This is a genomic window from Brevibacillus humidisoli (assembly GCF_020923435.1).
Classification (GTDB): Bacteria; Bacillota; Bacilli; order Brevibacillales; family Brevibacillaceae; genus Brevibacillus_E; species Brevibacillus_E humidisoli.
Map to the genome: position 1 here is coordinate 785,311 of NZ_CP087263.1, position 26,925 is coordinate 812,235.

General features: G+C 51.9%; 29 protein-coding genes. 19 read left to right on the forward strand and 10 right to left on the reverse strand.

Annotated elements, in window-relative coordinates:
• Window positions 1-31 precede the first annotated feature (31 nt).
• The 8 genes from LOK74_RS03855 to LOK74_RS03890 all read left to right on the forward strand — a co-directional run bounded on the left by LOK74_RS03855 (window position 32) and on the right by LOK74_RS03890 (window position 7,461).
• A complete protein-coding gene (locus LOK74_RS03855; protein ID WP_230045285.1) occupies window positions 32-334 on the forward strand; it encodes a hypothetical protein in 303 nt (100 codons plus the stop codon).
• A 147-nt stretch (window positions 335-481) separates the two neighbouring features.
• Window positions 482-1,330 (forward strand): YtnP family quorum-quenching lactonase, encoded by an 849-nt coding sequence (locus tag LOK74_RS03860; RefSeq protein WP_230045286.1) that lies wholly within the window; start codon window positions 482-484, stop codon window positions 1,328-1,330.
• A 162-nt stretch (window positions 1,331-1,492) separates the two neighbouring features.
• A complete protein-coding gene (locus tag LOK74_RS03865; RefSeq protein WP_230045287.1) occupies window positions 1,493-2,728 on the forward strand; it encodes an MDR family MFS transporter in 1,236 nt (411 codons plus the stop codon).
• Between the two features lie 315 nt (window positions 2,729-3,043).
• Window positions 3,044-3,823 carry an alpha/beta hydrolase family protein gene (locus LOK74_RS03870; RefSeq protein ID WP_230045288.1) on the forward strand — a complete coding sequence of 260 codons (780 nt, stop codon included), beginning with the start codon at window positions 3,044-3,046 and terminating at the stop codon, window positions 3,821-3,823.
• Window positions 3,824-3,977: 154 nt separating this feature from the next.
• On the forward strand, window positions 3,978-4,583 hold the full coding sequence (locus LOK74_RS03875; RefSeq protein WP_230045289.1) for a matrixin family metalloprotease: 606 nt from the start codon (window positions 3,978-3,980) through the stop codon (window positions 4,581-4,583).
• 18 nt (window positions 4,584-4,601) lie between these two features.
• Window positions 4,602-5,507, forward strand: coding sequence for a hypothetical protein (locus tag LOK74_RS03880; protein WP_230045290.1), 906 nt, complete (start codon window positions 4,602-4,604; stop codon window positions 5,505-5,507).
• Window positions 5,508-5,678: 171 nt separating this feature from the next.
• On the forward strand, window positions 5,679-6,140 hold the full coding sequence (locus LOK74_RS03885) for a MarR family winged helix-turn-helix transcriptional regulator (RefSeq protein WP_420908723.1): 462 nt from the start codon (window positions 5,679-5,681) through the stop codon (window positions 6,138-6,140).
• A 349-nt stretch (window positions 6,141-6,489) separates the two neighbouring features.
• Complete coding sequence (locus tag LOK74_RS03890) at window positions 6,490-7,461, forward strand: EamA family transporter (protein ID WP_230045292.1); 972 nt, start codon at window positions 6,490-6,492, stop codon at window positions 7,459-7,461.
• Window positions 7,462-7,471: 10 nt separating this feature from the next.
• On the opposite strand, the gene LOK74_RS03895 is transcribed toward LOK74_RS03890, so the two are convergent.
• Window positions 7,472-8,263 carry a GDSL-type esterase/lipase family protein gene (locus LOK74_RS03895; RefSeq protein ID WP_230045293.1) on the reverse strand — a complete coding sequence of 264 codons (792 nt, stop codon included), beginning with the start codon at window positions 8,261-8,263 and terminating at the stop codon, window positions 7,472-7,474.
• A 208-nt stretch (window positions 8,264-8,471) separates the two neighbouring features.
• Here LOK74_RS03895 and LOK74_RS03900 point away from each other — a divergent pair, with 208 nt between their 5' ends.
• Window positions 8,472-9,431: an ABC transporter ATP-binding protein gene (locus LOK74_RS03900; protein WP_230045294.1), complete on the forward strand. Its 960-nt coding sequence runs from the start codon at window positions 8,472-8,474 to the stop codon at window positions 9,429-9,431.
• A complete protein-coding gene (locus tag LOK74_RS03905) occupies window positions 9,397-10,392 on the forward strand; it encodes an ABC transporter permease (protein WP_230045295.1) in 996 nt (331 codons plus the stop codon). The genes LOK74_RS03900 and LOK74_RS03905 overlap by 35 nt, the downstream gene beginning before the upstream one ends.
• 48 nt (window positions 10,393-10,440) lie before the next feature.
• Here the strand turns inward: LOK74_RS03905 and LOK74_RS03910 are convergent, their stop codons facing one another.
• From LOK74_RS03910 to LOK74_RS03920, 3 genes are all read right to left on the reverse strand, one after another.
• Window positions 10,441-11,868, reverse strand: a complete 1,428-nt coding sequence (locus LOK74_RS03910; protein WP_230045296.1) for a hypothetical protein — start codon at window positions 11,866-11,868, stop codon at window positions 10,441-10,443.
• The gene (locus LOK74_RS03915; RefSeq protein ID WP_230045297.1) at window positions 11,855-12,418 is read right to left on the reverse strand and encodes an RNA polymerase sigma factor; all 564 of its coding nucleotides are present in this window, start codon (window positions 12,416-12,418) and stop codon (window positions 11,855-11,857) included. The genes LOK74_RS03910 and LOK74_RS03915 overlap by 14 nt, the downstream gene beginning before the upstream one ends.
• A gap of 61 nt (window positions 12,419-12,479) precedes the next feature.
• Complete coding sequence (locus LOK74_RS03920) at window positions 12,480-14,159, reverse strand: DNA repair helicase XPB (protein ID WP_230045298.1); 1,680 nt, start codon at window positions 14,157-14,159, stop codon at window positions 12,480-12,482.
• A 563-nt stretch (window positions 14,160-14,722) separates the two neighbouring features.
• Between LOK74_RS03920 and LOK74_RS03925 the strand changes: the two genes are divergently transcribed.
• Window positions 14,723-16,066, forward strand: a complete 1,344-nt coding sequence (locus LOK74_RS03925) for a hemolysin family protein (RefSeq protein ID WP_230045299.1) — start codon at window positions 14,723-14,725, stop codon at window positions 16,064-16,066.
• A gap of 141 nt (window positions 16,067-16,207) precedes the next feature.
• On the opposite strand, the gene LOK74_RS03930 is transcribed toward LOK74_RS03925, so the two are convergent.
• Window positions 16,208-17,140 carry a bile acid:sodium symporter family protein gene (locus tag LOK74_RS03930; RefSeq protein WP_230045300.1) on the reverse strand — a complete coding sequence of 311 codons (933 nt, stop codon included), beginning with the start codon at window positions 17,138-17,140 and terminating at the stop codon, window positions 16,208-16,210.
• A gap of 191 nt (window positions 17,141-17,331) precedes the next feature.
• On the opposite strand from LOK74_RS03930, the gene LOK74_RS03935 reads away from it, so the two are divergent.
• The 7 genes from LOK74_RS03935 (at window position 17,332) to LOK74_RS03965 (ending at window position 22,510) form a co-directional block, all read left to right on the forward strand.
• Entirely contained in the window at window positions 17,332-17,757 is a 426-nt protein-coding gene (locus LOK74_RS03935) for a tellurite resistance TerB family protein (RefSeq protein WP_230045301.1), read from the forward strand.
• 112 nt (window positions 17,758-17,869) lie between these two features.
• Window positions 17,870-18,673 carry a 5'/3'-nucleotidase SurE gene (gene surE / locus LOK74_RS03940; RefSeq protein WP_230046900.1) on the forward strand — a complete coding sequence of 268 codons (804 nt, stop codon included), beginning with the start codon at window positions 17,870-17,872 and terminating at the stop codon, window positions 18,671-18,673.
• Window positions 18,670-19,728 carry a hypothetical protein gene (locus tag LOK74_RS03945; RefSeq protein ID WP_230045302.1) on the forward strand — a complete coding sequence of 353 codons (1,059 nt, stop codon included), beginning with the start codon at window positions 18,670-18,672 and terminating at the stop codon, window positions 19,726-19,728. The genes surE and LOK74_RS03945 overlap by 4 nt, the downstream gene beginning before the upstream one ends.
• 129 nt (window positions 19,729-19,857) lie before the next feature.
• Window positions 19,858-20,346, forward strand: coding sequence for a hypothetical protein (locus LOK74_RS03950; RefSeq protein WP_230045303.1), 489 nt, complete (start codon window positions 19,858-19,860; stop codon window positions 20,344-20,346).
• Window positions 20,347-20,530: 184 nt separating this feature from the next.
• Window positions 20,531-21,130, forward strand: a complete 600-nt coding sequence (gene thpR, locus LOK74_RS03955) for an RNA 2',3'-cyclic phosphodiesterase (RefSeq protein ID WP_230045304.1) — start codon at window positions 20,531-20,533, stop codon at window positions 21,128-21,130.
• A 136-nt stretch (window positions 21,131-21,266) separates the two neighbouring features.
• Window positions 21,267-21,938, forward strand: coding sequence for a hypothetical protein (locus LOK74_RS03960; protein WP_230045305.1), 672 nt, complete (start codon window positions 21,267-21,269; stop codon window positions 21,936-21,938).
• A 101-nt stretch (window positions 21,939-22,039) separates the two neighbouring features.
• Complete coding sequence (locus tag LOK74_RS03965) at window positions 22,040-22,510, forward strand: SRPBCC family protein (RefSeq protein ID WP_230045306.1); 471 nt, start codon at window positions 22,040-22,042, stop codon at window positions 22,508-22,510.
• On the opposite strand, the gene LOK74_RS03970 is transcribed toward LOK74_RS03965, so the two are convergent.
• Complete coding sequence (locus tag LOK74_RS03970) at window positions 22,458-22,784, reverse strand: Lin0512 family protein (protein WP_230045307.1); 327 nt, start codon at window positions 22,782-22,784, stop codon at window positions 22,458-22,460. The two genes, LOK74_RS03965 and LOK74_RS03970, sit on opposite strands and share 53 nt — an antisense overlap.
• Window positions 22,785-22,960: 176 nt before the next feature.
• Here LOK74_RS03970 and LOK74_RS03975 point away from each other — a divergent pair, with 176 nt between their 5' ends.
• Window positions 22,961-23,794, forward strand: coding sequence for an SDR family NAD(P)-dependent oxidoreductase (locus LOK74_RS03975; RefSeq protein ID WP_230045308.1), 834 nt, complete (start codon window positions 22,961-22,963; stop codon window positions 23,792-23,794).
• 50 nt (window positions 23,795-23,844) lie between these two features.
• Here the strand turns inward: LOK74_RS03975 and LOK74_RS03980 are convergent, their stop codons facing one another.
• The 4 genes from LOK74_RS03980 to pdxR form a co-directional block, all read right to left on the reverse strand.
• Window positions 23,845-24,324, reverse strand: coding sequence for a chemotaxis protein CheW (locus LOK74_RS03980; protein WP_230045309.1), 480 nt, complete (start codon window positions 24,322-24,324; stop codon window positions 23,845-23,847).
• An 83-nt stretch (window positions 24,325-24,407) separates the two neighbouring features.
• Window positions 24,408-24,737: an AzlD domain-containing protein gene (locus tag LOK74_RS03985; protein ID WP_230045310.1), complete on the reverse strand. Its 330-nt coding sequence runs from the start codon at window positions 24,735-24,737 to the stop codon at window positions 24,408-24,410.
• A complete protein-coding gene (locus LOK74_RS03990) occupies window positions 24,734-25,471 on the reverse strand; it encodes an AzlC family ABC transporter permease (protein ID WP_230045311.1) in 738 nt (245 codons plus the stop codon). The genes LOK74_RS03985 and LOK74_RS03990 overlap by 4 nt, the downstream gene beginning before the upstream one ends.
• Window positions 25,468-26,895 (reverse strand): MocR-like pyridoxine biosynthesis transcription factor PdxR, encoded by a 1,428-nt coding sequence (gene pdxR / locus LOK74_RS03995; protein ID WP_230045312.1) that lies wholly within the window; start codon window positions 26,893-26,895, stop codon window positions 25,468-25,470. The genes LOK74_RS03990 and pdxR overlap by 4 nt, the downstream gene beginning before the upstream one ends.
• Window positions 26,896-26,925: the final 30 nt, after the last annotated feature.

Here is a 26,925-nt window from a genome sequence, read left to right on the forward strand (position 1 = left end):
ACACAACAGTGATTGGAAGGGTGGCGTCACAATGGGCGATAATGGTATCCTGCTGGGCAAACGTCAGTTGCTGTTTTATCGGGCGCAGTCGATTACGCTGAGAGGATGGAGGTTCCACATCGCCCCCGGGTATACGGTAATAGCCGACGGATCAGAGCAGTCTGCAAAAAGCTTGATCAGCATCTATCGAGATTCGGAGAAAATGGCGCGGTTGAATCTGGCTGAGCGGGGCACGGGATCCGTCTTGGCAGTAGAGGCGATCGCAAGCGAAATCAAGCTGGAAGTGATCCCCTGGGCGCGTTTGGTGTTCCTGACGGAAAAGACGGAACGATAACTCCCGACAGAAGCACCCTGAGGGTGCTTCTCGACTTTCAGGAATGGTTCCCTTGTTTGAATTGGCTTATAATGGAACGGGACAGGAAAAACCGGACTTCCGCCGGGACAGGTCAACGGCGAAGTCGCCAAAAGGAGGAATGGCTGCATGAACAAACTGAAACTGGGAGAGTTCACGCTAACGTGGCTGTCGGGCGGTTTGACACAGTTGGATGGCGGTGCCATGTTTGGGGTTGTACCAAAACCGTTGTGGAGCAGAAGGTATCCTGTCAATGAGCTGAACCAGATTCCCCTGCGGGCAGATCCCATCCTGCTGCAGGCACACGGCAAGAATCTGCTGATCGAAGCGGGGATCGGTAAGGACCGCCTTACGGAAAAGCAGCAACGGAATTACGGATTGGCGGAAGAATCACGGGTCATCGAGTCGCTGGCTGAGCTTGGACTCAGCCCGGAAAAGATCGATGCCGTGTTGATGACACACATGCACTACGATCATGGAAACGGATTGGTTTCTCGTCATGAGGAACAGCTGGTCTCCACTTTCCCCAATGCGGTCATTTACGTGCAGCAGATTGAATGGGACGAGATGCGCAATCCGAATATCCGTTCACGCAATACTTACTGGGAGGACAATTGGCGCCCGATCCAATCGCAGGTTGAGACGTACGGAGAGAGCCTGGAAGTCTTGCCTGGGATTGTGATGCACCACACTGGGGGACACAGCAATGGGCATGCCATCATCTCCATCGAGAGCGGAGGCGAAAAGTTGCTTCATCTGGCTGATTTACTGCCGACTCATGCTCACGCCAACCCCCTATGGGTGATGGCTTATGATGATTATCCGATGACGTCGATTTTTGCCAAGGAAAAGTGGATTCAAGCGGGTATCCGTGACGGTGCATGGTTTACATTTTACCATGATGCCATCTACCGAGCGTTGAAATGGAATGAGCAGCAGGAGATCATCGCAAAGATCGAGCTGGAACCGAAAGCGTGAATCGCCGTTGCAAACCGCGGATGATCCTCTCTTATCAAGATTTTTGAACACTGTAATCAAAAATTATTGATTGACGGATGATGCTCCTATCCCTACAATGATGGAACAACCTGTCAGATAGAAAAATCGACAAACAGAACCGCAGGGGATAGGAGTAGAGAGATGAATAGGGTCCGCTCTTTTTTGGCTGAGTACCATCCGATTGTTCACTCGCTAATGATCGGTACTGTCTTTGTACGCGCCGCCAGTTCGATGAGTATGCCGTTTCTGGCCATCTACCTGGCGACCAACACAGGGATGAACGAAGTGATGATCGGATTGACCATCGGCGCAAGTTCTTTGGCCGGCGCGTTTGGCGGTTTTGTCGGAGGCACGCTCTCTGATCTGTTCGGCAGAAGACGCGTCATGCTGGGAGCCTTATACGTATGGGCGATCGTTTTCTTCGGATTTGCCGTGGGCGAGAGCCCGTTGCTTTTTTTACTGCTTAGTGTGCTGGGAGGATTGTGCCGCTCCTTTTACGAGCCCGTCTCCCAAGCGTTGATGGCTGATGTGACCGAGTCGCAGAAACGGCTTCGTGTCTTCTCACTTCGGTATATGTGTATCAATATCGGGGTTGCAGTGGGGCCTCTGCTCGGCGCTTACCTAGCGTTGCGGGGAGACTCGCTGCCCTTTCTGGTGACGGCGGTTGTGTACCTGTTGTATGTCGTGAGTCTGCAGGGAATGCTCTCGCACTTCGGAATCAAACAGATCGAAGGGCAAAAGAAAGAACCAGTCAGCTTTCGCAGTACTTGGCAGGTCGTGACACATGATGTGGCCCTCCGCTTTTTCCTGATCGGCGGTATCTTGGTCAGCGTCGGCTACTCGCAGATGACGATTACGCTTTCGCAATATGTTGCTTCGACGTTTGTCGATGGGGTGAAATTATTTGCCGTCTTGATGAGTGTCAATGCGATAGCCGTCGTTGTGATGCAGTATCCGCTGGCCCGATGGGCGGAAAAACGGACACCTCTCTACAGCATTGTGGTCGGCTGCTGTTTTTACGCCCTGGGACAGGTGGGATTCGCCTTTTCCTTCAACTGGTCGCTGTTTATCACTTCGATGATTGTGTTTACGATTGGGGAGATTCTAACATTTCCGGCTTCCAACCTGTTTATCGATCGCCTGGCTCCTGCCGAGATGCGCGGCGCCTACTTCGGTACGCAAAGCTTCACCAGCCTCGGACAGTTTATCGGCCCCACCTTTGGCGGGTTTCTGCTGGCTGGCTACGGCGGACCGATCATGTTTGTGACGATGGCGGGGATCACGCTGCTCAGCATCTTGTTTTACTGGGGCGGACAGCGGCAGTATGCGATGCGTCTCGCTGGAACAGAGCAGAAAAACGACCTCTTGCGGGCCTAACAGCCACAGAGGTCGTTTTTGTCTGCAGCCCCGTGTTCTACTGTTAACTGTTCAAGTGTCCAACTAACTGTTCAAGTGTTCAACTAACGTTCAAGTGTTCAACTGGCGATGCCTTTCTTGTCAGGCTGTGCTGGCCGTGTTGTCTATAGACAAAAAGGACCGGCACGGGAGGAGAGTCTACTTTTCCCAGTTGATCCGTTGCCACCCTGCAAGGAAGTAGAACTGTCCGCTGTGACTGTATAATGGATATTGGCTATGGAATAGTCGCTATATGTTAAAGGAGCAGCGTAACCAAATGTCATGGAGGAGAAACGAGTGGAGAGAGTAACCTTTACCAATTCAAGAAATGGAACATTGGTCGGTAACCTTTATCCGTCTCTGACGCAAACGATGATCATCATGTGTCATGGTTTCATCTCTGACAAATCATCCCGGGGACGGTTTGACAGATTGTCGCAAACGTTTGCTGCCCATGGTTACGGCGTACTGGCGTTTGACTTTAGCGGCTGTGGGGAAAGTCACGATGATCGGTTGACACTGGCCAAGCTGGTAGATGATTTGCGATCAGCGATTCGCTTTGTCAAGGCAAACGGCTATGCCAAAATCGCGCTGTATGGGCATAGCCTGGGCGGCAGAGTATGTCTGGAGGCCTTTTCCCCGCAAGATATTTCCACCATTGTCATGACGGGTCCAGGGACAGGACCGATCAGGTATAACTGGAACGAGCACTTCTCTGAAACGCAATGGAGACAACTGCGGGAATGCGGATATCTAACGGTGTCATCTAACAGCACAGTGAGAAAAAACATGACGATTGACAAACAAATGCTGCTCGATTTTGAGCAATTTTCACAGGAAACATTGCTAAAGCGTATCACCTGTCCAGTGTTGATCATGCATGGCGACGGTGGCTGGGAGGAGCCGCTGCTTGCCGATATCACCAGGCAAGGGATGAAGTGGCTGACAGCTGACTCTCAACTGGTGATCGTTGAGGGGGCAGATCATAGTTTTATGGATCACTTGCATGTGGTGGAAAGGTTGGCTGTAGAATGGTTTTCGCAGTACTTTCCTGTAGAGGACGTTAAGAGTTTATAAGCAGTAAAGGTATGGAGATCAGCCGTGCAGCACGACAACAAGTGAAAGGTGACATTATTTTTGTGTATATTATCCAAATATGGTTTTGAAGAACTATTCAGCTACTTCCATATATAGTATATTATGTTATCATAAAGAATTTCGGAGGTGTTTTATGAAGTATTTAAGTAAAACATTAGTATCTGTAGTTGTTGGTTGCCAATTGTTTGTATTGGCATCAGGTGCTTCAGCCAAAACGCTTTCTGTATTCTACGCTGATACATACAACATAGGTTATAACGGAGGAGATATTTGGATTGGTGTTATCGGTGACGCATTCGATCCAGATGATTTTGACAGTTATGTCGATCATGCAAGAGATGAGTGGGAAGAAGCGCTGGGGATTAATACCACTGGGCAAGACGACAAGTCTGACTCTTCCATAGAAGTGTATGGTGGGTCAAGAGAAGAGTTGGAACGGATGGAGCCAAATCTTGAAGGACGGAGGGCTGTTGCTGTATTGGAGAGTACAGAGCATGTAGGTGATCACACCTACGATGGGAAAAGAGTTAGAAATTATCGAATTGATAAAGCAGAAGTATACATTCCAAAAGATTGGTATTACTCGTCAAGGGATTACAAGGAAACAGCAACCCATGAGCTAGGTCACGCTTTAGGATGGTTTGGTCACAGCAGCGATTCTGATGACGTAATGTATAGAAACACGGATGAACTTTACTTGACATCTCGAGATAAAGACCATTTAAGCCAAAACTATTAAGGAAGGAGTGAGAAACAGTTGAGAAAAAAGGTAAGTATTGTGATGGCTGTTTGTTTGGCCGTTCTTTTAGCCGCTAGCCTCTATCATGGTACAGAGAGTAGGGCTAATTCATTGGAGATTCGTCAAACCCAAAATATTACGACACAAGGGTTGTATGATTATGACCTAACATTTGACAACTTGGTGAATAAATATTCAAGTCATATCGCCACGGCTTCTGTGGAAGAACTGGCTAAAGGTAAAAATACGTTTAAGGTAAGGGTACAGGAACCGTTACTTGGGACATTTGAGAAGGACAACATATTGGTTTATGTTGATGAACATTTGTTGGAGATAGGCGAGACCTACGTGTTCTTTTTGAGAAAGTTTGATGATAAGGCCTACCCTGAGGATTTTTTTGTACAAAATAGTGACTTTATTGTCAAGCTTGATGATGATAAATTACTATTGTTAAAAGATCCACTCAGCAAGGAATATGACAAGCCTTTTATACAAGACAAATACAACAACTTCTCCGAGATGAAGAAGTACATTGACTCCATAAAAGATAAAAATGAGCATCTAAGTCAAAAATCCCATAAATTATTGGTTCAACCCGAAGATAATCAGCAGCTAATGAGTCTTGCAGATCATATTATCGAAATTACCCCCGATTCTCTCGTTGAAGACAATGGCTACGTCAAATCCGTCTTGTTTAAACTGGAGGAACGCTTTAAAGGCGCTGATTTCAAGAACAAAAAAATGATCCTTGTCCTGCCAACCGATCAAGTGGATATTGGCAAGAAGCATCTCGTTTTCCTAGAGGAAGTGGATGGAGGTGGGTTGGATATTGTCTCCAGGAAAGGAAGTGTGATCAGTGAAACGAGTGAAAACTACCATGAACTGCGAACAATAGTAGCAAACACATTCGATAAAGAAAACTAGTTCGACAAAGATATCGATACCTTTTCGGTTGTAATGCCGGAGAGGTATTCATTTTCTTATTGAGTATCTCTATAACTTTCGTTACGAGTCGTTTTGGCAAGAGGGGCTATACTGCCATCCCACCTATCCTTGCTCTTGACAGAAAAATGATTTATATTATAAACTAAATCCATGAACCAAAAACATAATCCCCCAACAAACAATCGAAATAGTACCAAGGGCAGCGAGCAGCTTGGCCGCCTATTCCTGCAGCTTCGTCGGATGGAACGACAGCCGCGCGTATTCGGCGAGGCTGGCCCGCTCACGCCAACGGAGGTTCACACAATCGATGCGATTGGCTGCGATGCAGGGATCCTAATGAGCGAGCTGGCTGCTCGACTCGGTGTGACCAAAGGGGCGGTGACACAGCTGGTCGGACGTCTGGAAGGAAAAGACCTGGTGAAGCGTACACCTCATCCGGAGGATTCCAGAGCGGTGATGGTCTCCCTGACTGACAAAGGAAAGACGGCCTATCATCAGCACGAGATATTGCACCATCACTTTTACAACCAGTTGAGAGAACATCTCAATGAAGAGGAAATCTCTATTTTTGAGAAGGGAATCGAAACGCTTGTCAGGATTTTGCGGGAGTAAATTTTTTGTTTAATAGTTTAGTGCATAAACTATCGGCTGCGAAGCGTTTTATCTGTGCTAGTGAGCAGCGGACGGGATATCAGCAGACAAAGGGAAACAACACAGGACAGAGGGGACGCCAGAGGACAGAGTAGCTAGAGCAGGAGAAAACGGGAGGAGCAGGAGGAACGGGAGGAGCAGGAGGAACGGGAGGAACGGGAGGAGCAGGAGGAACGGGAGGAGCAGGAGGAACAGGAGGAACAGGAGAACGGGAGGAACAGGACAAACAGGAGGAGCAGAAAGAGCAGTCATACAGGCTGTTCCATTTAGAGGATAGGAGGGGAATGACATAGGAATCTTATTTTCCTTTTTGACCGCTTTGGTTTTTGCGATCAACAATATTGTCGTGAAACAGGGGTTTAAGCAGAGCGATGGAAAAGATAACGGTTTTTTCACTACGGTCCTGATCAACGTGGTGGTGCTGGGACTGTTTTTTGTCGCAGCGGCTGCCTGGAAAGGGTGGGAACTACGATTTTCGTGGACCGGGCTGTGGTACTTTGTCCTGGCGGGTCTGTTCACCACTGGTTTAGGACGTTTGACGCTGTTTTCCAGCATCCACCGTATCGGTCCGTCGAAAGCATCCGCTATCCGCAACAGTACACCCGTTTTTACCATGCTGTTCGCCCTTCTGGTGTTGGGAGAGGCGATCACGCTGCTTCCTGGTCTTGGCATCGGGATGTTGCTGGCTGCAATTTTTTTACAGGGGTTTGTGCTGTACCGGGGTTCAGCGAGCGGAAAACTGCAAGCCGGGAAATCGAGTGAGAAATCAGCGGGGAGATTGACAGATCAATCGGCAGAGAAAACAGCTGGGCAATCGGCAGACCAACTGGCGGAGCGAAACAAACGGTGGGCCGGGTTCCTGCTTGCGCTGCTCTCCGCCGCCATCTTTGGAGCGGGACAGGGTGTACGCAAGCAAGGGCTGCTGGAGATGAATGACGCTTTTCTAGGAGCGTGGGTTGGCGCTCTCACGTCGCTAGTCTTTGCGCTCATCTATCAAGGCTGGCGCGGGGAGCTGAAGGTAGCCTTGCGGCGTACTTTTTCGCAGTGGAACCCGTATTATCTGATCGCAGGCGTCATGACCAGCCTGGGACCGCTGTTTTTCTTTCTCGCTGCTACTTCCCTGCAGGTCACCTACGTAAGTGTGATTGCGGCAGTAGAGCCGATCTTGACGGTATTGCTCAGCATGCTGTTTTTGAAAGGGGAGGAAACACACACGCTCTCCATCTGGATCACCGCCGCATTGATTTTGGCCGGTACCGTTTTGATCGCGCTGTTTGCTTAGATACCTCACCTCAATCGACTGCTTGCAACACCCGCTCAGCGATGCGGGCATAGCCAGCGCTGTTGGGATGAAAATGATCGGTGTAGAGATACGCGTCTTCTTTTTGAGCAAATAGGTCGTAGGTAGGGACCACGAGTACCTTGGCAAACTGGGCGGCGGTTTGCTGGGCCGTACTGTTCCACTGCAGGAGCGGTTTGGTCGTGGCTCCGGCAGCCTCCGTATTGCCAAATGGATTGTAGAGTGATGTATAAACAATCGTTGCCTGTGGATTGTGCCGACGGAGTTCGGCCAGAACCTTCACGAAGTTTTGCTCCAGATGCGACAGCGCAGTGTCGATCGTCTCCTCATCCAACTCATACAGACCCTCGCTCAGGCGGAACAGGTCGTTCCCGCCGATGGTGAACAGGATCAGATCGGCTGACGCCAGCAGCTGCTGTACCTGCTTTTGTTCCAATTGCTCAAGCAGTTCGGTGGAGGTAAGGCCGTTAATCGCCAGGTTGTGCAAGACGATTTTGTGCGTCGTTTCTTTTTCATACGCCTCACGGAACAAGCCGACGTACCCTTGACCGTTCACATCACCGGTTCCGCGGGTAAGCGAATCGCCCAGTGCTACTATGTCCCACTGGTTGTCCGTCTGGTCCGGATTGGCCGGCGCTTGTTCTGCTGTCGGAGTCAACGGTTTGTCAGCAGCCAGCATGTGTGGATTGAGGGCGAAAACGAAGCCGCAGGCAAATAAAAGCAAGGAGAGCAAGGCGATCGATCCTGTAATCGGCCAGAGCAGTTGTCCTGACTGACGGCGCATATTGGTACCTCCGTTTCGATGTTCGTCTGCCAAGCGTGCGTGTTATACTACTGTAAGATTGTATCATCGGTCGCAAGATTTCATCATCGGTAGTGTACCACAAGTTGTCCGCGCTCGTCAGGATGGCAGCTATTGCTGCCAACGGCTGATACGGGTCGGATGACTACCTTTTGAGATGGGCATACAGCAGTGGGAAAGGAGCGAGAGGATGGCGGAGGTTGTACTGTCAGTCACCCACCTGCAGAAACGGATGGGCGGCAAACCCATTATCGAAGATATTACGTTTGATGTGTATGCCGGGGAAGTGTTTGGTTTTCTCGGTCCGAATGGAGCAGGCAAAACGACGACGATTCGTATGTTGACAGGACTGGCTTCCGCAGATGGCGGACACATCCTGATTGATGGACATTCCTTGGTCGACCGGTTCCCCGAGGCGATTCGGCAGGTGGGTTGTATCGTCGAAAATCCGGAGATGTACAAGTTTATGAGCGGGCGGGAAAACCTGGAGCACTATGCCCGGATGAGCGGTGGGATCAGCGCGGAACGGATAGAGGAAGTGATTCGCTTCGTCGATTTGTGGCAGGCGATTGACGATAAGGTAAAAACGTACTCGCTGGGAATGCGGCAGCGGTTGGGGATTGCCCAAGCCTTGCTGCACCGACCAAAACTGCTGATCCTGGACGAGCCGACCAATGGGCTCGATCCTGCGGGGATACGGGAACTCCGCCGTACGATTCGCAGACTGGCGCAGGAAGAGGGACTAGCGGTGTTCGTATCGAGCCATTTGCTCAGTGAGATCGAGCTGATGTGTGACCGGGTGGCGATCATCAACAAGGGCAAGGTGATTTCTGTCGGATTCGTACGTGAGCTGATGGAGCGTTACGCCGATCAGGTCGATTGGCAGCTCACAGAGGGAGGGCAGGAAAAAGCGGTTGAAGTGCTAAATCGCTTGTCCAGTGTGACGGAAGTCTGGACGTTGCCGGATGGTACGATAAGATGCAAGATGGATGTAGAGCGGATCGACGAAGCAAACAAAGCACTGGTGGATGCTCATGTAGGCGTTGTGCAGATCGTCTCGCGATCCGTTACATTGGAAGATCTGTTTTTGCTGTTGACAGGAGGAGGTGCGTCCGATGGGCGGCAGCATGCTGCATCTGGTACAAAATGAGACGATCAAGATCCTGCGCCGCCGCCGGTTCCTTGTGGTCTTTCTGATTCTGCTGATCCTGATCCCGATTTTTACCTATGCCCAGTACAGAGCCTCCCTCACTGCCCAGGAACGGCTCGGTACGGATGACTGGCGAGCGTTGTTGCAGCAGCAGATCGTCGATACGCAGAACAGGCTCACCTCCAGCAGGCTGCCGGAAGAGTGGCGGGAGTGGTTGAAAATCCGGGTCCAGCAGCAGCAGTACTACCTGGAACACGATATCAACCCTACAGCACCGGGCGGCCCTACCTTTGCCCGCGGCTTCATGGATCAGGCCGTATCGCTGTTTTTGCCGATGATGATCGTCGTGCTGGCAGTCGATCTCGTCTCATCGGAATACAGCGAGGGCACGATTAAACTGCTGCTGACACGACCGGTACGCCGCTGGAAGGTACTGACCAGCAAGCTGATCACCTTGATCTTGTTCATTTCCTTGACGGTTCTGCTGACATTGGTGCTGGCGTACCTGATCTCTGGGATCGTCTTTGGCTATTCGGGATGGGATATGCCGGTACTGACCGGGTTTCAGGTGGTCGGTGCCGAACTGGACACTTCACAGGTCTTTATGGTGCCGCAGTGGCTATATCTGTTTATGCAGTACGGGTTGGGCTGGTTTGTCTGCGTGGTCGTCGGCATGATAACCCTGATGGTCTCAGTCGTTGTCCGCAGTGCCGCAGCGGGTATGGGGATCATGATGGCCGCCCTGATCAGCGGGACGATTCTCTCTCAGATGGCTTCATCCTGGGAGGCAGCCAAGTATCTGTTTGTCGTCAACCTGCAGGTAACTGATTATCTGGCTGGAACATTACCCCCTATCAAAGGCATGACGTTACCCTTCTCGCTCGCTGTGCTTTCCGTCTGGACGATTGCGGCTCTGCTTGTCTCTTATCTGGTTTTTATCAAAAAGGATGTGACCACCTAACAGCTGTTCCCATAAAAACAGCCGGAGCGAATGCCCCGGCTGTTTTTGCTACTCCTGATCCCACTGGATCGTTCTCGTCAAATCAATCAATTCTTCCAGGCGAATACCGCTTGCGGTCAGAGTTACATAGAGCGGGATGTTGTCACGTGTGGTGATCAGGTGCACCTCATGTTCTGCCCTGGCTGTAGAGTTCTTCGGGTCGTGTGTCACAGCTATCGCCTGATCGCTGCCGACCGGGAACAGGCGGCGGTCCACAAACGTACCTGGGATCGACAAGGTCCGCTTGGGGGAATCGTTGCGCGTGATCGCCACTTGAATCTGATCGTCGTCCCGCGTATAAGCAGCGGACACAGCACTAACCTGGTTGCTGGTCTCGGAACGATACCGCAATGAGATCGACTGCCGTTCAAATCCGCTCGGCAGATTGACCAGTACCGGAATCGGGATGTCGGAGACTTGTGCGGCCGTCTCTACATCGCTAAAAGTGGAAATCGTCACAGGCTCTCGGACAATGCCCTGATGGACGTCATCAGACAACTCACCCGTTTCATCCGTTGCTGCTTCCCCTTGTTCGCTGCCAGTTGCGGTCAACTTTTCTTCAGTACCATCCTGCACCGCCAGAGGTTCCTCTATCTGGTCTGCATTCGATGCATCGGTTGGCTTGGCAGCTGTTCCATCCGCTTTTTCAGCGTTTTTCGGGTTCTCTGCAGAAGCGTTCTTGTTCTCCGGCACCTTGGCACCCGCATCCCGACTGGTAAGTGATGTTTCGCTGTGAGGACGGGAAGCATGCTTGGCTTGAGGGAGATTGGCCGAATCCATCGCGATCAGCGCTTCTTCCATGTTGCTAAGATTCTCTTCCAGCGGTTTCCCCAGCATCTCCGGGACAGTCCCGCCTCGCTGTTCCTGCGGCTCTGTTTCCTCTGGCAATGACGCTGCCTCTGCCTCACTGTTATGCACACCACTCTCTTGAGAGGGCTCATCGGACATAGAGCTCTCCTGACTGGCATAGGTCATCGCCGTGTTGTTGGCAGGAGCCAATTCAGCGGCAGATGGGGCAGAGCTTTGTGGTGCAACCGCGGTACTGTCCGAGCCGGCTTGCTGCATTCCTCCGCCGCCCAGCTGTGCCTGCATTCCGATGAAGCCCACGACTAGAAGAATGCCTGCAGCACTCACCCAAGCTCCTGTCCGCAAGCGCGTCCAACTCCGCTTCGGTCTTTTTAGATCGACGGAGACAGACTGCTGGGCAGCGCTCAAAGGAGGCAGCACGCCTTGTCCGTTTGCGGCATAGATGGTTTGCATGATTCGATCTTCCAACTCTGCAGACGGCTGGGGGAACTCCTTCATGAATGTAACCTCCTCCTCACTGGCAAAGGCGGTTTCGATCCAGTTCAAGCAGTCGTCGCAGGTCTCGATATGGGAAAGGGCGGTCTCGTCTACATGGTCCATCCATTTGATGCGAAAGTCATTGCAGTTCATGAACGAGTCCTCCTTCCGTGCGACTTAATAATTTGGCAAATTCTTGACGGGCGCGCAGATAACGTACTCGTGCGGTCGATTCGGCAATCCCCAGGAGGGAAGCGATCTTCTCAAACGGATACTCGTGCGTGCAGCGCAGGACAATCACCTCGCGGTAAGAATCAGACAGCATCGAAAAGGCGCGCTCTATCTCTTTGCGCTGTTCTTTTGTCAATAACGAATCTTGCGGCGATTCGTCACGTGCCTGAGAAGGGATGAAAGCCAGTTGCTCGTCCGAATCGTGGATTTTTCGTCGTCGCAAAAAATCGATCGTACGGTTGCGAGCAAGTGTATGCAGCCAGGTAGAGAATTGACTGTCACCGCGATATGTGGAAAGCTTTTCATAAGCTTTGACAAAGACTTCTTGTGTCAAATCTTCTGCGTCTGCTGTGTTGTTAACCATCTTGTAGATGAAGACAAAAATCATCCGCTGATACCGCTGGATAATCTCGCGGTACGCCTCTACATCACCCTGCGTGATCTGCTGGATGATTTCCTGATCGGTTTGCATACGTACGATTGGCCCCCCTTCTGATATTGAGACGATTCAATTGGTGCCGGCGTTTCATCACTCACTCTATCTCCTCTGCTTCCATTATTTCGTAGCGGTAGCCCTGCTCGACGAGAAACAGTTGCCGATGCATGGCGAACTCTTGTTCGCGTGTATCACGTGTTACCAGTGTATAAAAATGAGCCTGGTTGACATTTTGTTTTGGACGCAGAATCCTGCCCAGCCGTTGGGCCTCTTCCTGGCGAGAGCCAAATGTTCCAGAGATCTGAATCGCCACGTTCGCTTCCGGCAAGTCGACGGCAAAGTTGGCCACTTTGGACACAACGAGACACTTCAGTTCACCTGCTCTGAACTGACGGTACAAATCCTGCCGTTCCTGCTCGCTGACACTGCCGGTAATCAGCGGCGCCCCTAGTTCAGCGGCCACTTGCTTCAATTGGTTGAGATACTGACCGATAACCAGGATCTGGTCATCGCGATGCCGATCGAGCAGTTGGCGAATCACTTGCATCTTGCGGGGGTTCTCCGCCGCAATGCGGAACTTCTGCTGCGGTGCAGCCTGAGCGTAGGCATGACGCAACAGCGGGTCGATGGACAGGCGAATCTCACGACAGCAGGCTTCGGCGATCCAACCGTTTTGCTCCAGCTCCTTCCATGGAACATCATACTTTTTCGGACCGATCAGAGAGAAGACATCCTCTGCGCAGCCATCTTCGCGCACCAGTGTAGCTGTCAACCCAAGGCGCCGTTTTGCCTGGATGCCGGCCGTCACTCGAAAGACGGGAGCGGGCAGCAGATGCACCTCGTCGTAGATGATCAGCCCCCAGTTCCGCTCGTGAAACAACCGCATATGCGGGAACTGATCCTCCGCATTTCGGCGGTAGGTTAGGATCTGATAGGTGGCGACGGTGATCGGTCTTACTTCCTTTCCTTCTCCAGTGTATTCACCAACCATGGTGGGGTCAATGTTGGTCTTGTCAAGCAGTTCCCGTTTCCATTGCCGAACTGATGTGGTGTTGGTAGTCAGGATCAAGGTTGCGGTTTTCAGCCGACTGATGGCAGCAAGTCCGATCACGGTTTTGCCGGCTCCGCAAGGCAATACCAGCACACCGCTTCCTCCCAACTCCGTGCCTCTCTCGTAAAAGGCGTCGACGGCTGCTTGCTGATAATCGCGCAGGTGAAAGGGCATGCCACTGTTCGTCACGTCCTTCAGTTCTATCGGGCACGCCTCCCCGTCGTTGTAACCGGCCTGGTCACGCACCGGATAACCGAGCCGGAGCAGTTCCTGTTTGAGCAACCCCCGTGCGTCGGCAGCGATGGCGTACGTCGTAGGCGACAACTGCTCCAGAACATACTGCTTCAGCGATGGATAGCGAAGGAGTTCAGCGAGGATCCCGGAGTTGTCACTCGTCAAAAGCAGTTGTCCCCTCCATTGTTCCATCAGCAGCAGTCCATACCGACTCATCGTGTCCCGCACTTCGGCGACGATGGTCGGGGGTACGCCATACTTGCTGAACCGATCCAGAGAGTCGAGCACCTCCTCAACGGAGACGCCGCTTGCTGCCGCATTCCAGAGAGAGAGCGGCGTAATCCGGTAGGTATGGATGTACTCAGGGCTTTTGACCAACTCGCAAAACCGGGTCAAAGCCGCTCTCGCTTCGGCAAACTGCGGATGCATGGCTTCAAGCAGGACAGTACGGTCACTTTGCACAATTGCGGGAAGAGCGGGTCGGTATTCCACTGATGTTCACCTCGTACAAGTGATTATCACTATCCTACCACAGTAGAGGAGAGAAAAGAAAAAAACCGATCAGGAAGCGAGTTAGGAAAAAATGCAAAACAGGAGCAAGGAGAAGAGAGAGTGAGCAGAGGGAAAAAGCGGTGGGGTGATCGCGTCAAACGCATACGATTGAATATTTACAAAATTAAAAATAATACGTATAATGATCGTCACAGCGATCCATCATCGCTGCCTACTTTACAGCAAAGGAGCGGTTGATAGCAGGGAGTAACCGGTTGAAAAACGGAATTCGCGAAAAGGTCGGGGGAGGGATGAGATTCCTCAGAGGATTGTGATGCCGCTGTCTACAACTGCTGTCGATTGCCGGATATGACGATGAGAAAAGGATGTTATAAACAAGTGCATAGAGAAGCAAGTTGGTAACAGCCCTGTGGTGGTCTTCGCAGAAGAGCAGCACGGGGCTTTGTCTGTCATGTACGGTCTTCCGCGCGCTGGTCGGGACGATATTTCCAAGGGTTGCGGGTTACACTAGAGAGAAGCTGCTGGCAAAGGAGGTACTGTCTTTGGAGAGCGATTTCCTGCTACTCGCTGCCTTTAACCTCTTCCTCGTACTGGTGCTGGTTTTTCTCAATGGTTTTTTCGTCGCTACCGAATTCGCTGTCGTCAAGGTGCGGGAGTCGCGAATTGCCCAGCTTGTCGCCGAGGGAAACCCTCGGGCCCGTCATGTGGATCGACTGATTCGCAATCTGGATGCGTATCTGTCCGCCTGTCAACTTGGGATTACGCTGGCTTCGCTGGGTTTGGGCTGGTTGGGAGAACCGGCGGTTGCAGATTTGCTGCATCCGTTGTTCGTTTTCTTTGCCATTGGAGAGCCCTGGACCCATACCATTTCCTTCATCGTTGCTTTTTCCTTTATTACGTTCCTACATATCGTACTGGGAGAATTGGCACCTAAATCGCTTGCGATTCAGCGTTCGGAGTGGGTTTCTTTACAAGTGGCACGACCCATTCAGCTGTTTTACAGGGTGATGTATCCGTTTATTGTCTTTCTCAATTGGGCGGCATTCAAGTTTCTTGGGTTGTTTGGAATTCCACCCATAACCGAACAGCAAGCGGCCCATACGGAAGATGAGATCCGGATCCTGGTTAGTCAGAGCCATAAAAGCGGCTTGATCGACAAGACAGAGTTGATGCTGGTCGACAACATCTTTGATTTCTCCGAGACAATGGCGCGGGAAATTATGGTGCCGCGAACCGATATGATGGTGTTGAATCTTCACGATCCGTATGAACACAACAAACAATTGGTCAAGGATGGCAGGTTTACCCGCTATCCGGTGATTGAAGGGGATAAGGATCATGTAGTCGGTACCCTGCATATCAAGGATCTCTTGACCAACGTCTTGCAAGGAGACAAGAGCGAGCTGGAAGCGATTATGCGGCCAGTTTTGACAGCTCCCGAGACGATTTCCATCAGCCGACTGCTTACCATGATGCAAAAGCAGCATAACCAGATGGCCATCCTGATCGACGAATACGGTGGTACGGCAGGACTGGTAACGATTGAGGACATCATGGAGGAGATTGTTGGGGACATACAGGATGAATTCGACAACGAGCGGCCGGAGGTAGAGAAAAAAGATGACGTTTTCTCGTTTGACGGTCGGGTCCTGCTGGAAGAGGTAAATGATTACCTCGGACTCTCGTTGGACGGTACGGAAGTAGATACGCTGGCGGGTTGGATTTACATGCAGATTGACCATCCGCCAAAAGTAGGAGATAACGTGACCGCAGAAGGATATAGTTTTATCGTAGACGAGGTAGATCATTATCGGATCAACCGGGTTCAGGTGAAGAAGCTGGTGGCACAAGCGGCTGAATTAGAGCGCGTCCATCAGGAAGTATAAAAGGAAAACCGATTGCCCGTCGGTTAGGCGATAACGATCAGCCTATCTAAGCAGCGGACAATCGGTTCTTGCTCCCGGTGATTCCTGTGTCCTGCAAGCTTCTTTATACAAGAATTAGATCGGGAAGACCCTGTACGTGTCTCAATCTGGATCTTTCATTCTGCCAAACAGAGTGGCGATGATCGGTCCGGAGATGTTGTGCCATACACTAAAGAGCGCACTGGGGACGGCTGACAACGGAGAAAAGTGAGCGGCCGCAATCGCTGCGCCCAGTCCGGAATTTTGCATCCCTACTTCAATAGAAAGTGCTTTTTGCTTGCTCAGGTTCAGTTTGAACAGCTTGGCAATCAGGTATCCCAGTGCCAAACCAATCAGGTTGTGCAGGACAACGACGGCAAAGATCATGAGACCACTGCTGGCGATGCTTTCTTTGCTGCCGGCCACCACGGCGGCCACAATGGCGACGATGGCCACGACCGAGATCAGCGGCAGTGCTTTTACACCTGCCTCTGCCTGACGTTTGAACAGCATTTTGACGATTAATCCCAGCGCAATGGGGATGATGACCACTTTAACAATCGACCAGAACAAGCCGAGCGCGTCAACGGGAACCCATTGGCTGGCGAACAGTAAGATCAAGCCGGGTGTGGCAAGCGGAGCGAGCAGTGTCGAGACAGAGGTGATCGCAACAGAAAGGGCGACATCCCCCCGGGCCAGGTAGGTCATCACATTGGAGGCGGTTCCACCCGGACAGCAACCGACCAGGATGACGCCGACTGCCACTTCGGGGGGCAATCGCAAGCCCACAGCCAGCCCGAAGCCTAACAGCGGCATAATCACGAATTGTGCCAAAACACCAAGCAGCACCTCTTTTGGACGCTTAAACACTTCTTTAAAGTCGGCGGTGGAGAGGGTTAATCCCATTCCAAACATGATGATGCCCAGCAGAGGGACGATATAGGGGGCAATGCCAACAAACCAGGATGGATACAAAAAGGCCAGAACCGTAAAGAGCAAAACCCACACAGCAAACGTGTTCCCCACAAATTGACTGATTCGTTCCAACGTTTTCAATATTCCCAACCCCTTTCTATGTGACTGATTATAAGAATTGCCAGCTTTTGTTTCAACAGGAGATATGAAAGCGCAACAATCAATCAACTTCGTACTGGATTCACACAAAAGACAAAAGTTTTTTGCAACCGCTTTCTGCTGAACATCGTATAATAGACAAGAACACCGCTGGCCGAAAGAGAGGGATGAACATGCCAGGCAATGCAGAGAATGAGAAGCAAATCTTGTTTAATTCGATACGACTGATGATATGTGTTGGTCATGCGGATGGGTATATGGGAGAGAAAGAGATCGGGCGCGTCTATCGCATGGTGGAAAGCGAACGTTTTACCCTGCGGGAACGACAAGTCCTGATGGATGACATAGACAATCCCAAACGGCCGGATCAACTGGTCCAAGATATGGCCGACTTGACACGAACGGAAAAGCTACGTTTGCTGCGACAGTTGTACCATGTTGCGGTTGCTGACCGCAAGATCACACCCGCTGAACAACAAGAGATTCGGCGCATCGCCGGCCTGCTTGGAATCGAGCAGGATAAACTGCAGCAGGTGGAGGATTGGATACTCGAAGGTATCGATTGGAAAGAACGTTGGCAAAAGATCGTCGGAGAATAAAGAAGCATTTCCAGAAAGCCGTGGCATGCGCGGCTTTTTTTGTTGTCGCTTTCGCATCCCGGTGGCGATTTTGGTAAAATGAGAAAATGGAACAGAAGGAGGAATCATGGAGATGGTGCGTATCTTGGTATCAAATGACGACGGAATCAACGCCCGAGGAATCCGCTTGCTGGTTGACGCTATCCTGACGCTTCCCAACGTAGAGGTGTTTGTGGTAGCACCCTCGGGAGAAAACAGTGGTGTCGGCCACAGCATCACTTATCGCTCGGCACTGGCTCCCAAGCCCCATCCCTTTTACGAGCTGCCGGTACAGGCTTGGGAGGTGAACGGCACACCTGCAGACTGCATCAAGTCTGCGTACCATCTGGTGTTGACAGACAAAAAGAAGCCGGATCTTGTCCTCTCCGGGATTAATGTGGGTAATAACCTTGGACGAGACGTCTATTATTCAGGGACCTGCAGTGCGGCTCGGGAAGCGGTGATCCTAGGTACACCGGCTGTCGCGCTCTCGTATGACAATTATTTCCACGAAGAGGATTACGGAGAAGTGGTTGACATCATTCAGCCATTGCTTAGCCATTTCGTGCAGAAGGCGAAGCAGAACGAACTGCCGCCTGAAGTATTTTGGAATGTGAACATCCCGCATCGGAAGCAATCCGACATAAAAGGGATTGCTCCAGCCGTCCTCTCATTGTATCACTATGATGACCAGTACCACCGCGAGGATGAGGGGTACTGGCTCAAGCGGCAGTACAAAGAAGCGAAGAGGCCCGATGAGCGAGACGATTACCATCTCTTGACGAGTGGGTATATTACTGTCACGCCGATCCATATTGATTCGACTGATCGAGGGTTATTGGACGAGATTGCCCATTGGCCGCTCGCAGGCGAGTGGACTAAAGAAGAGAAGACATGAAGGACAGACAGTTGATGCCAACCATCAGCCCTGATCCGTCACTGCGCTCCCCTACGCAGGAGACGATGGGGCAGATCTTGTCTTCAGCCGGTTACACTGACCTGTATCGATTGGTCGAAGCTGAAGGATTGCCTTACTTCCCCCGTATCGATGCCGCCGGGGATGTCGAACTGTACCTGGTCTTTGAGTCGGTGGAAGAGTTTAGCAAGGCAACTCGCGACGAACTGAGCATTGACTGGAAAACCTATCGGGACAAACTGTTTGCGGTCGTTTGGACTTTAACTGATCCAATCGAGCCGCTGGGATTTCCGATCGCGTTCGACATCGGCGAGGAGAGAGAACGTTACATGGCCCTGCGGCTTGTTCAACAGCCGCTCACCTGGATCCATCATTTGGCGTTTCAGGAGGGGCAGCTGATCCACATCTACTCGGAGACGGTGTCGTTTTCACCAGCCGAGCGGGACCAAGTGTATCGGATGGCGGAGCGCCTGTTTGCAGATAATGACAAAGAGCAATCCCACTGTTCCGCAGCTGGTGATGAGGAAATCAGAGAAGAGGAACTGACGACTGTGGATGCCGATTCGCTGGGGGATTCCACGCTTCTGGAGAGCGGTGTCGCCTATCAGTTCGATTACGCAGCCATGGAGCAGCGGCATGGAGAAGAGCACGCACAGGTGTTGCTGATGGAGGCGCTCAACCGAGCCTTGTTGGTGATGCGCCGCCACGCCCGCAGCGATGTTCGCAGCCAATCGTTCATCGTCTGGGTGGCGAAAGCCCCTCCTTATCTTTCGATGATTGTCACGCCAGGGATGGACCATTTGTTTGAAGTGGTTCACAGCGCCGAAGAGGAGGCAAACCCGTTTACCCGTTTTTTCCTGACTCTGCCTGATTTTGTCGAGACACGGGAATTACAGCCGCTTGCGGTTGGCGCATACCCGATCATCCGGTCAGAACAGGGGAGACCGTTACATCTGGAACTGACGGAAACATTTCAGAGAAGATTGAAAACGCTGTTCGACACGTACTGGCCGGCTACCCCCAATCCATATGAATAGACCGCCTGCCAGCGGACGGATCCTTCAATCGCAAAACATGGTAAAATTAGTCAGTTTTCAACAAAGGATTTGACACGAGCAACTGCGAATTGGATACGGCAGAAACCAAACATAGATGAGGTGAGAGACTTGTATACTGTCCAGCCTGACTGGTTTGATGCCGTATCACGTGTTGCCGGCCGGTTCCAACAAGAAGTAGAGCAGCTCGCCGGAGAATTCTCGCTGTGTATCGAGGCGGGAGAGCCTACGCTGGGATTACGTGTCGGCTTGTTATATCAAGCGCAGCTGGAATGCGCGTTATGGGGAGCAGCAGGGCTCGTTTCGATCAAAGGCAGATTGCGGGGAAGCCAAGAGACGGCCGATATGGATCAACCGTTCCCGGTCACCATGCGTTTTTCTCTTGCTTGCAGCCCGCAGTGTGAAGCAGACCAATGGGAGCGCCGACTAGCTGAACGCATCGGGCGCAAGGCAGAGATTCATTGGTATATCCCTCCTTCTACCGCCCTCGCTCATCTGGAGGTGTCGCTCCAGTTCCTCTACCGTCCTCAAACAGGCATGTTGAGGGAATACGCGCATGATGTATTGGATACAATCTTAGGAAAGCCCTTGACTGCCTAGGAAGCGGTTGTCTAACAACTGATGCTCTCTATACCAATGCTCTCCGGGTCGGAGGGCTTTCATTTATTATCAGAAAGCTTGGCTTCGCCTGCCGCCAGTACCTTGGCAAAGCCAAGTTTTCTAATGAAAGTGTGGACACCTGAATTGCAGGGGTAATCGCGTATCGATAGGGAGGAAAGCGAAGATGCGTTTGTTTGTTGCGGTTGATATTCCAGACCAGGTTGCCGCTTCACTCGCTACCATACAGCAACGGCTGCGCCAGGAGATCGCGACGAAGCGCTGGCAGCGGTGTGAGAATATGCATGTGACACTCCATTTTCTCGGCGATGTGAGTGAAGAATATGTCCCGGAGCTTCAACGGGACATTGATCTGGTCAGCTCTGTTGTTGCTCCTTTTCGCTTGGCGATTGGGCGATTTGGTGTGTTTCCCAATCCGGGCAGACCACAGGTGCTGTGGCTGGGTCTGTCCGGGGAGCAGCAGGTCTTGCAGCAGACTTATCGATTACTGGGAAATCAGTTTTGCAGATATGCTTGGCTAGTGCAGGAAAAACGGCCGTACACGCCACATATTACCCTGGCCCGCGGCCCCTTCACAGGTACATTCCCCCTGCCGCTCACAGAGTGGAATGAAAGACTTCGACCTATACCTCCACTCTCCTGGGAAGTGAAGGAGATTCATCTCTATCGATCCGAGCTGCTGCCGCAGGGGGCCGTTTATTCCGTGATCCACTCCGGCCGACTGACCGGTACAGCTGATCATATCCAGGAAGGAGACGAGGCGTAGACCGCAGTACGCATAGGATCGCGTCAAGAATGAGGGTGCTGTTGAATAGACTGTTCACAGATAGGTGTTTCTTGGCGCGTCGCTGGTGCGAACAGTTGGGTAACCGTCACTTTCTGAGAAAGCGGTGGGGATTCAAATGAGTGAGTTTACTACCGGAGTGTTGTATTCCAGATCCTACGAGCCCGATGTACTGCTTTCCTTGCCATGTTCACGGCAGCCCTATTTTCATAAAAATCTAAACAACAAGTGGAACGTGTTTTTTCTCAAGGATGAGTGGCTGGAAAAGGCGGAGACACTGCAGTTTCTGCGGGAACTGTCACGCAGTGGCATCACCTTGTTGTGGTTTCACGATTCAGAAGATTACGGCTGGGGATTTCGGCTCTTTGATCAAGGGTATGAGGTGACTTCGGCAACGATTGCGTACGATCTGGAAATCGAACTGACTGAGCAGGAGCTGGAGCGTCGTCACCCAGGCATCGACATCTCCCAGGAAGTGATCGAGAACGAGGAGTTGCGCAGAGAATACGACCACGTCCTGCATGACCTCATTCAGTCGGGACGGCTGCGTCAGGAGATCCACAAAGGAATCGACCGTGTCCGTCTGCACTGCTTCAACCGCATTCTCTCCCCCCTGCAGGTACAGCAGCTGCACACCGTTTTTGATCTCAACCTGCTATGTGAGTACGATGAACAGACAGGCAGTTCCCTGTTGTACGACTCCGTCGATTTGTTTAAGGAAATATTGGGCATCGAAGAGATGGTCTGGGTCAATTACACCTACCTGGCCAGTGGCGGGAGAGAAGGTTGAGCAAGAGTCGAAAAAAGAGCGAATGGTTCAACGTTTCTTACATTTTATTAGTTCAATCTGGTAAAATATAGGCAGCACAGAGCAGAAAGAGAGGGGACAACATGCCGCAGATTGTAAAAGAGGTAACGATCGCTGCTTCACCAGAGCTGGTCTGGTGGGCGTGGACAAGCTCCGATCGGGTGGCAGCCTGGTTTGCACCCGAGGCCAACGTGGAAGCCCGCGTGGGGGGAGCATTTGAGCTGTTTTTTGATCCGGCTAACCGGGAGCAGATGTCTACAAAGGGATGTATTTATACGGAACTGAAGCCCAAGGAGAGGCTTGCTTTCACCTGGAAGGGGCCTGATCCGTTTGCCGAACTGATGAATCGACAGGCGGAGCTGACTCGCGTAGTCGTCACACTGCAGGAAGAAAACGGCGGGACACGCTTGCTGCTGGAACATGCAGGCTGGGGCGATGGCGATGAGTGGGCAAAGGCGTTGGAATGGCATCAGATGGCTTGGGATCAAGTATTGGGCAGTCTCAAATCGGCGCTTGAATCAGGTGAGGGACAGCTCTGCTGCCAACCAGAGTGAGTGGCATACCGCCGTCAATCACCTCAAACGCAACCTGGCCATACGGCAATTCCGCTCGAACAGCATCCAGGTCCACCTTCTCTTTGTCGGCAGGAACGGCCAGCCTGACATTCACTTTCATATTATGTAAGTCGTTATCCGGCAGAACAGACCTAAGGCCCGGCATTGAGTTGTGATGAATCGCGTTTTGAACGGCCCTGATAGATGCTTTTGTGACGTCTTGTCCGTGCAGGTCGATTCCCATTCCGATTTCGATAAACATGACCTTTTCCATCTTGTTCACTCCTCCATTTTTACTACACCTCTATCTTACCATGCTGTTCGATCATTCCATACCCAGCGTTCCCACGATGAGTAGATAGATGACACAAGGTGTCACACTTGCCATGCTACGATAGCCCTGATCTTTGATCGCTTCGAACATACAGCTTGAAAGGAAGGGGTTTTGGCATGAATCCATTGACAGGAAAAGTCGCTCTGGTCACAGGGGGAAGCAGAGGTGCCGGCAGAGGTATCGCCGTGGAATTGGCGAGAGCCGGTGCAACGGTCTATGTTACGGGCAGAAGTGTCCAGGAACAATCGACGAAAGGTTTTCCGGGTACGATTGACGAGACGGTGGCAGAGATTGGCTCCTTTGGCGGTACCGCCATTGCCGTTCGTTGCGATCATACGCGTGATGAGGAGACAGCATCTGTCGTGCACCGCATTGAACAGGAGCAGGGACAATTGGATATTCTGGTGAACAATGTTTGGGGTGGAAACGAACTGCCGATCGAGGATCAGCCCTTTTGGCAATTGCCGCTCCAGCATTGGGATCACATGTTTCATGCGGGCCTCCGTGCACAACTGGCGACCAATCACTTTGCGATTCCGCTGATGCGAAAGAAGCAGGACGGTTTGATTGTCCACACAACATTTTGGGATGAGAACAAATACCTCGGGAACTTTTATTATGATCTGGCGAAGCATGCGTTAGTCCGTATGGCTTATGGGTTGGCCACTGAATTGGTGCAAGACCGTATTACGGTTGTTGCCGTTTCACCGGGCTGGATGAGAACAGAGCTGGTTTTAGCCCACTTCAAAACGGATGAGAAGCATTGGCACACGGTAGAAGCGTTGAAGCAGACCGAATCGCCATACTACGTGGGACGCGCCATCTGTGCCTTGGCGTGTGATCCGGTAGTGAGTCAAAAAAGCGGACACGTTCTGAGGGTTGGCCAACTGGCCGAGGAATACGGCTTTACGGATATTGATGGCAGGAAAATCCCGGCTTTTCAGATCTAAAACAAGAAAAAGCCGACAGCTCCGCTACATGCGTTGTCGGCTTTGCTTGCTTATTTATGCTTCCACATCGAGAAGATTTCGTCCGGATCGAGCAGAAGGACCAGCTTGTCGTTTAAGCGGGCCACTCCTCGCAAATATCGGCCGTCAACTCCGGCAACAATCGGAGGAGCCGGCTCAATCTGGCTGACCGGGATCTGTACCACTTCTGACACGGCATCGACAATAATCCCCGTACGAAACCCCTCCAGTTCGATATCCACGAACCGACTGGCATCCGTTAGCGGCTGCGGTTCCAGACCGAACATCTTGCGCAGATCGACAATCGGCAGGATTTTCCCGCGCAGATCAATAACGCCTTCCACATAGGGGGGAGATTTGGGAAAGCGGGTAACCGGCAATGGTTTGATGATTTCCTTGACCAGCATGGTTGGCAGACCGTAGTGCTCGTCGCCCATATGGAACAGGATGGTCTGTACCTGCTCCTCTTCCTGAACACCGTCCTGAACGGTCGGGTTGTTGTTCAATGCCATCAGGCTCGCTCCCTTCACTGATTCTACCTACCTAGTACATTCCCGCTTGGGGCGATCAAGAAACCTGTTCCGCATTCACATCCTCACCAGGGAAAAGGCAGCAGCCCAAGTGAGACAAGCACAACCAGCAGCAGGCTGAGGAAAAAGCTGACGAATACGTTGCGGGTGACGGCCATTAGGAGCAGACAAACGAGACTGGCGACCAGGTACAGCGGCTGAATCACGAATTGACCGTCCGCGAGAAATAGCGATGGGAAAATAAGTGCCGCAAAAATGCCAATCGGGATGAACGACAACCCGTTCTTTAGCTGTGGTGAAAAAAAGCGGCTTGGCAGCCGAAGAAAAGCCCGACGGCTCACGTACGTGACCGCGGCCATACCGAGGTAGAGCAGGAGCGTACCTTCCACTGTCATGCGATTCCCTCCTCTACCTGCTGTTCTTCGTCAGCCGTATCCGTTTTTGTCTGAGGCACCAGATAACCGATTAAGAAGGCGACAATCCCGGCGGCCAGCAGGTGCAGTCCGTTAGGCAGGACTTGGGCGAGTGCGACAGCGGCTGTTCCACATAAGAAAAAGGTGAAGATGCGCAAGGCAGAAGTAAGCTGGTAGTATGCGAGTGCGATAAACATCGCGGTGAAGCTGAACCCGAGCCCAAGCGAGTCTGGATCGGGAATCCAGCGACCAGCCAGCGTACCGATCAGTGTGCCCACACTCCAAGCGGTGTAGAGCAGCAAACTGACGGCAACGATGTAGCCGATATCGCTTCGGTGATGCCGAAACCGATTCAGCGTGATGGCGTACTGCTCGTCGGTCAGAAAAAAAGCGAGCAGATTGGTCTGTTTGGCCGAGAAGCGCTGATAGTGCACAGACATCGACAGCCCCATCAAGAAGTGGCGGGAATTGAGCAAAAAGGTTGCCAGCACAATGGCCCACAAGCTAGCTTGTTCCCCCAGCATGGAAAGAGCGGTGAACTGGGCTGAACCTGCATAGACCATGAGCGACATGGCCACACTCTGCCATGGTGTGAGTCCTACTTGCAGACAAAGCATCCCGAAGATTGCGCCGAACAGCACAATACTGATCGTGATCGGCAGAGCATCGATCATTCCTTGGCGATAGGATGGTCTGGCCTTCTCTGTCTGTTTCATGATACGAGCTCCTTTCGTTTCTTCAACTCGGCTGTCAGAATCGCCATACCGGCCTCAATATTCTCTTTTGGTTCATGACTAAAGCAGAGTCGGATAAACGGTTGGACTGCTTCGCGTGTCAAAAACATGTCCCCTACTGCAAAGGAAACACCCTGTGACATGCATTGCCGCAGCACATCCCGAGCATCGGTCCCTTGCGGCAGCGAGACCCAGTAGTAAAATCCCCCGTTCGGCTGCTCAAAGGAAAGTCCGTACGGCTGCAGCTGCTTCAGGTGATGGCCCATCAGTTCCGCTTGACAGCGGTACAGCGAGCGTGCCCGCTCCAGATGAGGCAGAAGGGCTCCCTCCTGTAGAAATGAAAGCAAGGCCAGTTGACCATACGTATTGGTTGTGATGGACTGTTCTTTCAGGCGGGAGATGTGCCGGATAAAAGATCGTGTGGCGGCTATCCAGCCAAGCCTCAGCCCAGGAAACAGCACTTTGGAAAACGAGTTGATATAGATGACATTGCCGGTCTGATCGAGCGACTTCAACGAGACAGGCGGTTCTTCGTACAGGTGGAGATGACGATAAGCGTCATCTTCGATTATCGGCAGGTTGTACTGCTCACTTAACTGGATCAGCCGCTGCCGCCTTTCCAGTGAAAGCGTGTATCCGGTGGGATTGTGGAACGTAGGCACAGTATAGACGAAGCGTGGGCTGTACCGGGTCAATACTCCCTCCAGAACGTCTACCCGCATGCCCTCCGGATCAAGTGGTATCGGGATAATCCGCAATCCGAGTGACTCGAACAATTGCAGGGCGCCAAAGTACGTCGGCATCTCCACGGCAATCGAATCACCTGGCTTCGCCAAAAGGGTGGCGGCCAGCTGCAGTGCCTCCTGTGAACCGCTGGTGATGACGACCTGCTCAGCAGAGGATATTTGCTCCACATCCATCCAGGAGACGATCCATTCGCGTAGCTCCGGATGGCCGTTGATCGGCAGGAAATAGTATGATTCAATCCGATCGGCTGTTTGTTTCAAAAAATGGGGGAAGCCGGATGAAGCTAATGTCTGCTTGCCTCCGTCCCCGTGTGTAAAGTTGATCACCTGATTGTGGGGCGAGCTGATTGACAGCAGATCCGCCATGTGAGACGGACCGGAAGTGTGCTGGTATTCATCCAGTCTTTTGCGCCAATCGATTCCGTTCACCGTCGGCAGAGGAGCGAGCGGCTGGACGAAACGGCCGCTGCCCATACGGCCGGCGATCAATCCTTCCGCTTCCAGCTCGCTATAGGCGCGCACTACCGTGTTTCGACTCACTCCTAATTGTTCTGCCAGTTTTCGCTCAGGTGGCAATGTAGAGCCAATTGGCCACTCGCCGCTTAGGATTTGGTAGCGCAGTTGATGCAATACGGAGATGTATTTTGTCTTACGTCCCATCACTTTGCTCCCTTTTCCGCAGTTTGGTAT

Coding starts and splice junctions, on each gene's coding strand:
- LOK74_RS03875 (WP_230045289.1), top strand. CDS start 3,978: ATGAAGTATTTAAGTAAAACATTAGTATCTGTAGTTGTTGGTTGCCAA.
- LOK74_RS03865 (WP_230045287.1), top strand. CDS start 1,493: ATGAATAGGGTCCGCTCTTTTTTGGCTGAGTACCATCCGATTGTTCAC.
- LOK74_RS03895 (WP_230045293.1), bottom strand. CDS start 8,263: ATGCGCCGTCAGTCAGGACAACTGCTCTGGCCGATTACAGGATCGATC.
- LOK74_RS03910 (WP_230045296.1), bottom strand. CDS start 11,868: ATGAACTGCAATGACTTTCGCATCAAATGGATGGACCATGTAGACGAG.
- LOK74_RS03980 (WP_230045309.1), bottom strand. CDS start 24,324: ATGGCATTGAACAACAACCCGACCGTTCAGGACGGTGTTCAGGAAGAG.
- LOK74_RS03855 (WP_230045285.1), top strand. CDS start 32: ATGGGCGATAATGGTATCCTGCTGGGCAAACGTCAGTTGCTGTTTTAT.
- surE (WP_230046900.1), top strand. CDS start 17,870: ATGGTGCGTATCTTGGTATCAAATGACGACGGAATCAACGCCCGAGGA.
- LOK74_RS03885 (WP_420908723.1), top strand. CDS start 5,679: ATGAACCAAAAACATAATCCCCCAACAAACAATCGAAATAGTACCAAG.
- pdxR (WP_230045312.1), bottom strand. CDS start 26,895: ATGGGACGTAAGACAAAATACATCTCCGTATTGCATCAACTGCGCTAC.
- LOK74_RS03860 (WP_230045286.1), top strand. CDS start 482: ATGAACAAACTGAAACTGGGAGAGTTCACGCTAACGTGGCTGTCGGGC.
- LOK74_RS03900 (WP_230045294.1), top strand. CDS start 8,472: ATGGCGGAGGTTGTACTGTCAGTCACCCACCTGCAGAAACGGATGGGC.
- LOK74_RS03905 (WP_230045295.1), top strand. CDS start 9,397: ATGGGCGGCAGCATGCTGCATCTGGTACAAAATGAGACGATCAAGATC.
- LOK74_RS03985 (WP_230045310.1), bottom strand. CDS start 24,737: ATGACAGTGGAAGGTACGCTCCTGCTCTACCTCGGTATGGCCGCGGTC.
- LOK74_RS03965 (WP_230045306.1), top strand. CDS start 22,040: ATGCCGCAGATTGTAAAAGAGGTAACGATCGCTGCTTCACCAGAGCTG.
- LOK74_RS03960 (WP_230045305.1), top strand. CDS start 21,267: ATGAGTGAGTTTACTACCGGAGTGTTGTATTCCAGATCCTACGAGCCC.
- LOK74_RS03945 (WP_230045302.1), top strand. CDS start 18,670: ATGAAGGACAGACAGTTGATGCCAACCATCAGCCCTGATCCGTCACTG.
- LOK74_RS03970 (WP_230045307.1), bottom strand. CDS start 22,784: ATGGAAAAGGTCATGTTTATCGAAATCGGAATGGGAATCGACCTGCAC.
- LOK74_RS03990 (WP_230045311.1), bottom strand. CDS start 25,471: ATGAAACAGACAGAGAAGGCCAGACCATCCTATCGCCAAGGAATGATC.
- LOK74_RS03975 (WP_230045308.1), top strand. CDS start 22,961: ATGAATCCATTGACAGGAAAAGTCGCTCTGGTCACAGGGGGAAGCAGA.
- thpR (WP_230045304.1), top strand. CDS start 20,531: ATGCGTTTGTTTGTTGCGGTTGATATTCCAGACCAGGTTGCCGCTTCA.
- LOK74_RS03935 (WP_230045301.1), top strand. CDS start 17,332: ATGCCAGGCAATGCAGAGAATGAGAAGCAAATCTTGTTTAATTCGATA.
- LOK74_RS03915 (WP_230045297.1), bottom strand. CDS start 12,418: ATGCAAACCGATCAGGAAATCATCCAGCAGATCACGCAGGGTGATGTA.